General features: G+C 72.9%; 4 protein-coding genes. 1 reads left to right on the top strand and 3 read right to left on the bottom strand.

What is annotated here, in order from left to right:
- From ACWGIG_RS36785 to ACWGIG_RS36775, 3 genes are all read right to left on the bottom strand, one after another.
- Positions 1 to 801: alpha/beta fold hydrolase (locus tag ACWGIG_RS36785; RefSeq protein WP_453326065.1), on the bottom strand; the 801-nt coding region annotated here is incomplete at its 3' end.
- Between the two features lie 115 nt (positions 802 to 916).
- Positions 917 to 2,029 carry an NAD(P)-dependent alcohol dehydrogenase gene (locus tag ACWGIG_RS36780; RefSeq protein WP_453326064.1) on the bottom strand — a complete coding sequence of 371 codons (1,113 nt, stop codon included), beginning with the start codon at positions 2,027 to 2,029 and terminating at the stop codon, positions 917 to 919.
- A 187-nt stretch (positions 2,030 to 2,216) separates the two neighbouring features.
- Positions 2,217 to 3,740: a GMC family oxidoreductase gene (locus ACWGIG_RS36775; protein WP_453326063.1), complete on the bottom strand. Its 1,524-nt coding sequence runs from the start codon at positions 3,738 to 3,740 to the stop codon at positions 2,217 to 2,219.
- A 255-nt stretch (positions 3,741 to 3,995) separates the two neighbouring features.
- Between ACWGIG_RS36775 and ACWGIG_RS36770 the strand changes: the two genes are divergently transcribed.
- A partial coding sequence (locus ACWGIG_RS36770; protein WP_453326062.1) for an AAA family ATPase occupies positions 3,996 to 5,072 on the top strand: 1,077 nt, incomplete at its 3' end.

Raw genomic sequence — 5,072 nt, 5'->3', positions numbered from 1 at the left:
GCTGACCATGGCGGCGTGGGAGCTGCGTACCTCGGTGATGTGCGCCCCCGCGCGCCGGGCCATGAAGCGCTCCAGGCTCGGCGGGATCGCCTGGTCCCGGGTGGCGACCAGTGCCCAGGAGGGCAGCTTCTTCCAGGCCGCTTCCTTGCTGGGCTGCCCGAACGCCTCGACGGCGATGGGCCGTTGGGAGGCGGCCATGACGTCCGCTTCCTGTGCGGGCACGTCCGCCGCGAAGGCGGCGCGGAAGCGGGCCGGGTCGAGGAAGACGTCCGTACCGGTGGAACTGTCGGGCCTGGTGTAACTGAAGGTCTGCTGGGGCAGCGCGGGGACGGTCGGGTCGGCGTGCTCCTCCAGCAGGGAGCCGAGGGACTCCCCCTTGTCGGGCACGAAGGCCGCGATGTACACGAGCGCCTTGACGTCGGGCACGGATGCGGCGGCGTTGCTGATGACCGCCCCGCCGTAGGAGTGGCCGACCAGGATCTTCGGGCCCTTGATGCTCTTGAGCAGGCCGGTGACGTAGGCGGCGTCGTAGTCCAGGCCGCGCAGCGGGTTGGCGACGGCCCGTACGGGATACCCGTCGTGCCGCAGGCGGGTCACGGTGGCGTCCCAGCCCGAGGAGTCGGCGAAGGCGCCGTGGACCAGGACCACGGTCGGCTTGGCCCGGTGGGTCGGCGGGTGTGCCTTCGCGGCTGCCTCGTCCGGCGTCGCCGACGCGGAGGGGGCGAGGGTCGCCAGGGCCACCACGGTGGCGGCCGTGGCGCCGAGAGCCAGTGCGGCGCGGGAGCGCGGGTTCTTCAACATGATCGGGTGTCCGTTCTTGAGGGGTGTACAGAGGATCTGGGGCCGTGCACAGAGGTGTGCGCTCGGTGTGCCTCGGTGTGCGACGGGTCGGTCGTGCAGTGGTGCGCTCCCGAAGTCACGGGCGGTGGGTGAGGACGGCCTTGACGGTGGTGCCCGCCCTGACGTCGGCGATCGCGTCGTTGATGCCGGTCAGGGGGTAGGTGGTCACGAGCCGGTCCAGCGGGAAGCGGCCCTGGCGGTGGAGGTCCAGGAGGCGGGGAACGAGGATGCCGGGGGCTTGGTGGCCCATCACGGAACCGGTGACGGTGCGGCCCTTGAGCAGTTCGAAGGCGTTGGCCCTGAGGTCGGCGTCCAGTGCGGCGACACCGAGGACGGCGGCCGAGCCGAGGGGTGCGAGGACCGAGACGGCGGTGTTCATCACCGAGACGGCTCCGGTGGACTCGACGCTGTGGTCCACTCCGCGCCCGCCGGTGAGGTCAAGGACGGCTTCGGCGGCATCGGCGGTGGTGGCGTCGACCAGCTCGGTGGCTCCCAACTCCCTTGCCAGGGCTAGACGTTCGGGGTTGCGGTCGACGGCGATGATGCGGGTCGCGCCGGATGCGGCGGCGGCCATCAGCGCGGCCAGGCCGACGGAGCCGAGGCCGAAGACCGCCACACTGCTTCCCGCCCGCACCCGGAGGGAGTTGAGGACCGCCCCCGCACCGGTGATGAGGCCGCAGCCGAGCGGGGCGAGCGTGGTCAGCGGCAGGTCGCCGGAGACCTTGACCAGGCCGCGGGGGTGGGCGAGGCCGTGCGAGGCGAACGAGGACTGGCCGAAGAAGTGGTCGTGCACGGGCCGGCCGGCCGCGTCCCGCAGCCCCACCGTGCCGTCGGCGCGCCGGGAGTGGAAGTTGAGCGGGATGTGCTGGTCGCAGTAGGCGGGCTGCCCGGCCAGGCAGTTGCGGCAGGTGCCGCAGGAGTCGAGGCTCAGGACGACCCGGTCGCCCGGTGCGAAGCCGGTGACCGCCGCACCGACGGCCTCCACGGTTCCGGCTCCCTCGTGGCCGAGGACCGCCGGGTGCGGGGTGGGGAGGTTGCCCGCGGCGGCCTCCAGGTCGGTGTGGCAGAGCCCGACGGCCGTGTGGCGGACCAGGATTTCGTCGGGGCGCGGGTCTTCGAGCTCCAGTTCCTCGATCAGGAACGCCTCGCCGGCGTTCCGGGAGACGGCTGCGGTGACGGTGGTGGGCATGGTGATGCGTTCGCCTTCTGCGGGAGGGGTGCGGGAGGGTGCGGGACGCCGGCGAGGGATGCGGGACGCCGACGGGGGGTACTACGGGATGCCCACGGGGTACGGGGATGCCGCATGCGGGACGTCGACGGGGGCGCCGTGTGGGGCCGCGCGCCGGACCGTGCCGGGCGGCTGTCCGGCGGAGCGGCTATCCGGCGGTGCGGCCCAGGATCAGGTCCGCCGCCTTCTCGCCGATCATGATGCTCGGCGCATTGGTGTTGCCGGTGGTCTCGTGCGGCATCACCGACGCGTCGGCGACCCGCAGGTTCTCCACCCCGTACACCCGCAGTTCCGGATCGACGACGGACATCGCGTCCAGCCCCATCCGGGCGGTGCCGATCTGGTGGTGGCCGGAGACGACCGTGGCGCGCACGTGGTCGCGCAACCGGGCCCGGGTCGCGGTGCCCGCGCCCGGCAGCACCTCGCCGTCGTTCCACTCCTTGAGCGCGCCCTGTTCGGCGATGTCGCGGAGCATCTGAAGGTTGTCGACGAGGGTCTCCACGTCGCGCGGATCGGAGAACACCCGCGGGTCGAGGACCAGCGGGGCCGCCGGGTCGGCGGAGCGCAGCCTGACCTCCCCGCGGCTGTGCGGGTGCAGCAGCTGACCGACCGCGGAGAAGCCGTGCTCGGGCAGCTCGGCGCCCGGCACCGGGTAGGGGAACGACAGGAAGAGCGGCTGGACGTCGGGGACCGCAAGACCCGGGCGGGTGGAGGCGAAGTACTGGGCTTCGAGGCCCTGCGCCGCCCAGGCGGGCAGCGGCTGCTTCGACTTCCAGATCAGCGGCGCCGACCAGTGGTCCTGGAGGTTCTGTCCGACGCCCGGCAGGTCGGCGCGGACCCGCAGCCCGAAGGACCGCAGGTGCTCCGCCGGACCGATCCCGGACAGCATCAGGAGCTGCGGGGTGCCGAACACGCCGCCGGACAGCACCACTTCGTGCTCGGCGCGTGCCGTGTGCTCCTGCCCGTCGACGACGTAGGCGATCCCGGCGGCGCGGGTGCCGTCGCACACGATCCGGGTCACCAGCGCGCCGGTGACCACGCTCAGCAGCGGGTTGTCCCGCACGGCGCGTCCGTACGCCACCCAGGTCGACTGGCGGCGCCGGTCCTTGATGGTGTGCTGGGTGTAGCTCACCCCGTGCTGGTCGCCACTGTTGTAGTCGTCGTTGTACGGCAGGCCGTAACTCTGGGCCGCCTCCACCCAGGACCGCACCAGGGCGTCGGGGCCGGGGTTGCGCTGCACGTGCAGCGGTCCGCCGGTGCCGCGCCCGCCCGCCGGGCCGCCCTCGAAGTCCTCCATGCGGCGGAAGTACGGTTCCACGTCCTGCCAGGACCAGCCGGCCGCGCCCTGGTACGCCCACGAGTCGAAGTCGGCCGCGGCGCCCCGTACGTAGATCATGCCGTTGAACGCGCTGGATCCGCCCAGGGTCTTGCCGCGCGGCCAGGGCAGCCTGCGCCCGTCGGCGTGGGTCTGCGCCTCGGTCCGGAAGGCCCAGTCCCAGTCGCTGTTCCACAGCTGGATCGACCCCGTGGGGTCGTGGATCGCCTCGGTGTCGTCCACCGGGCCCGCCTCGACCAGAAGGACCTTGCGGCCCGCGTCGACCAGTCGCCGTGCGACGACGGATCCGGCGGAGCCTGCGCCCACCACGATGTTGTCGAAGTGCCTGCTGTTCATGACTGTTCCTCTTTTGTCGCCTCAGTACTGCTCGCCGGTCGGCCTTTCCTGCCCAGCAGGTGGAGCCGACCGGCCCGTTCAGCGATCACTGTGGCCGGAACGGGCGCGCGGCGGATCGGTCGTCGGATCCGTCACGGTGACCAGGGTTTTTCGGGCCGGTGGCCCAGGGCGCGACCGGGGACCGGCAAGCGGGCCGCCCGACCGGACCACCACATGATTGTTAAGAATTCAACGTCCTCCCGTATCATTGCCGCAGTGATCATCGGAAGAACGACGGAGCTGAACGCGGTACGCCGTGTCCTCGACCGGGCGGCCGAGGGCGCCGGCGGCGGGCTGCTGTTCGTCGGGGAGCCGGGCTCCGGCAAGACGACCCTCCTGGACCGGGCCGCACACCTGGCGGACGGCATGACCCTCCTCAACTGCCGCGGCACGCTGACCGAAAGCCGGCTGCCCTACTCGGGCCTGCACGAACTGCTGTGGCCGCAGACCGCGGAACTGCTCCGGCTGCCCCCGGCCGGCCGGGCCGCCCTGGAGGGCGCGCTCGGCATCGAGACCGGCGGGGCGGACCGCTTCCTCGTCGCCACCGCCCTGTTCCAGCTCCTCACCGTCCTCGCGGGGGACCGGCCCGTCCTGCTGCTCGTCGACGATCTCCAGTGGCTCGACAGCGACTCCCGCGACGCGCTGCTCTTCGCCCTGCGGCGGCTGAGCGGCCACCCGGTGGCGGCGGTCCTCTCGGCCAGGCCCGGCGTGCAGCACCTCGCCGACCGGGCGGGCGTGGAACACGCGGTCCTCGCCCCGCTCGCCGACGACCAGGGACGCGACCTCGTGGCCCGGCACCTGCCGACCGCCGCTCCGGCCACCGTGGAACGCATCCTCCGCACCGCCATGGGCAATCCGCTGGCCCTGGTCGAGACCGCGAAGGCGGCGGCCCTGCCCTGCCCGTCCGGCCCGCTGCCGGTCGGGCAGGTGTTCTCCCACGAGGCCAGGCAACTGTCCGCGAACGCACAGGGCATGCTGCTCCTCGCCGCGGCGGGGCAGCACGAGCCCCTGGAGACCCTCCTCAAGGCAGCCGCCCTCCTGCACCTCGACGCGGACGGCCTGGACGAGGCGTTCGCCGCCGGCGTCCTGCGCTTCGACCACGGCCGCACCGAGTTCCGCCACCCGCTCCTCCAGCAGACCGTGTACGAGGAAGCGAGCCCGGTCCGCCGGGTACGCACCCACCAGGCGCTCGCCGAAGTGGCCGCCGCCGAACGGCGGGTGTGGCACCTGGCAGCGGTGCTGACCGATCCGGACGACGACGTCGCCACCGCCCTGCACGAGCACGCCGAGCGC

Source organism: Streptomyces sp. NPDC054863 (assembly GCF_053610825.1).
The sequence above is the reverse complement of the archived record's forward strand: the minus strand, read 5'-3'. Positions and strand labels throughout refer to the sequence as shown.

Coding starts and splice junctions, on each gene's coding strand:
- ACWGIG_RS36780 (WP_453326064.1), bottom strand. CDS start 2,029: ATGCCCACCACCGTCACCGCAGCCGTCTCCCGGAACGCCGGCGAGGCG.
- ACWGIG_RS36775 (WP_453326063.1), bottom strand. CDS start 3,740: ATGAACAGCAGGCACTTCGACAACATCGTGGTGGGCGCAGGCTCCGCC.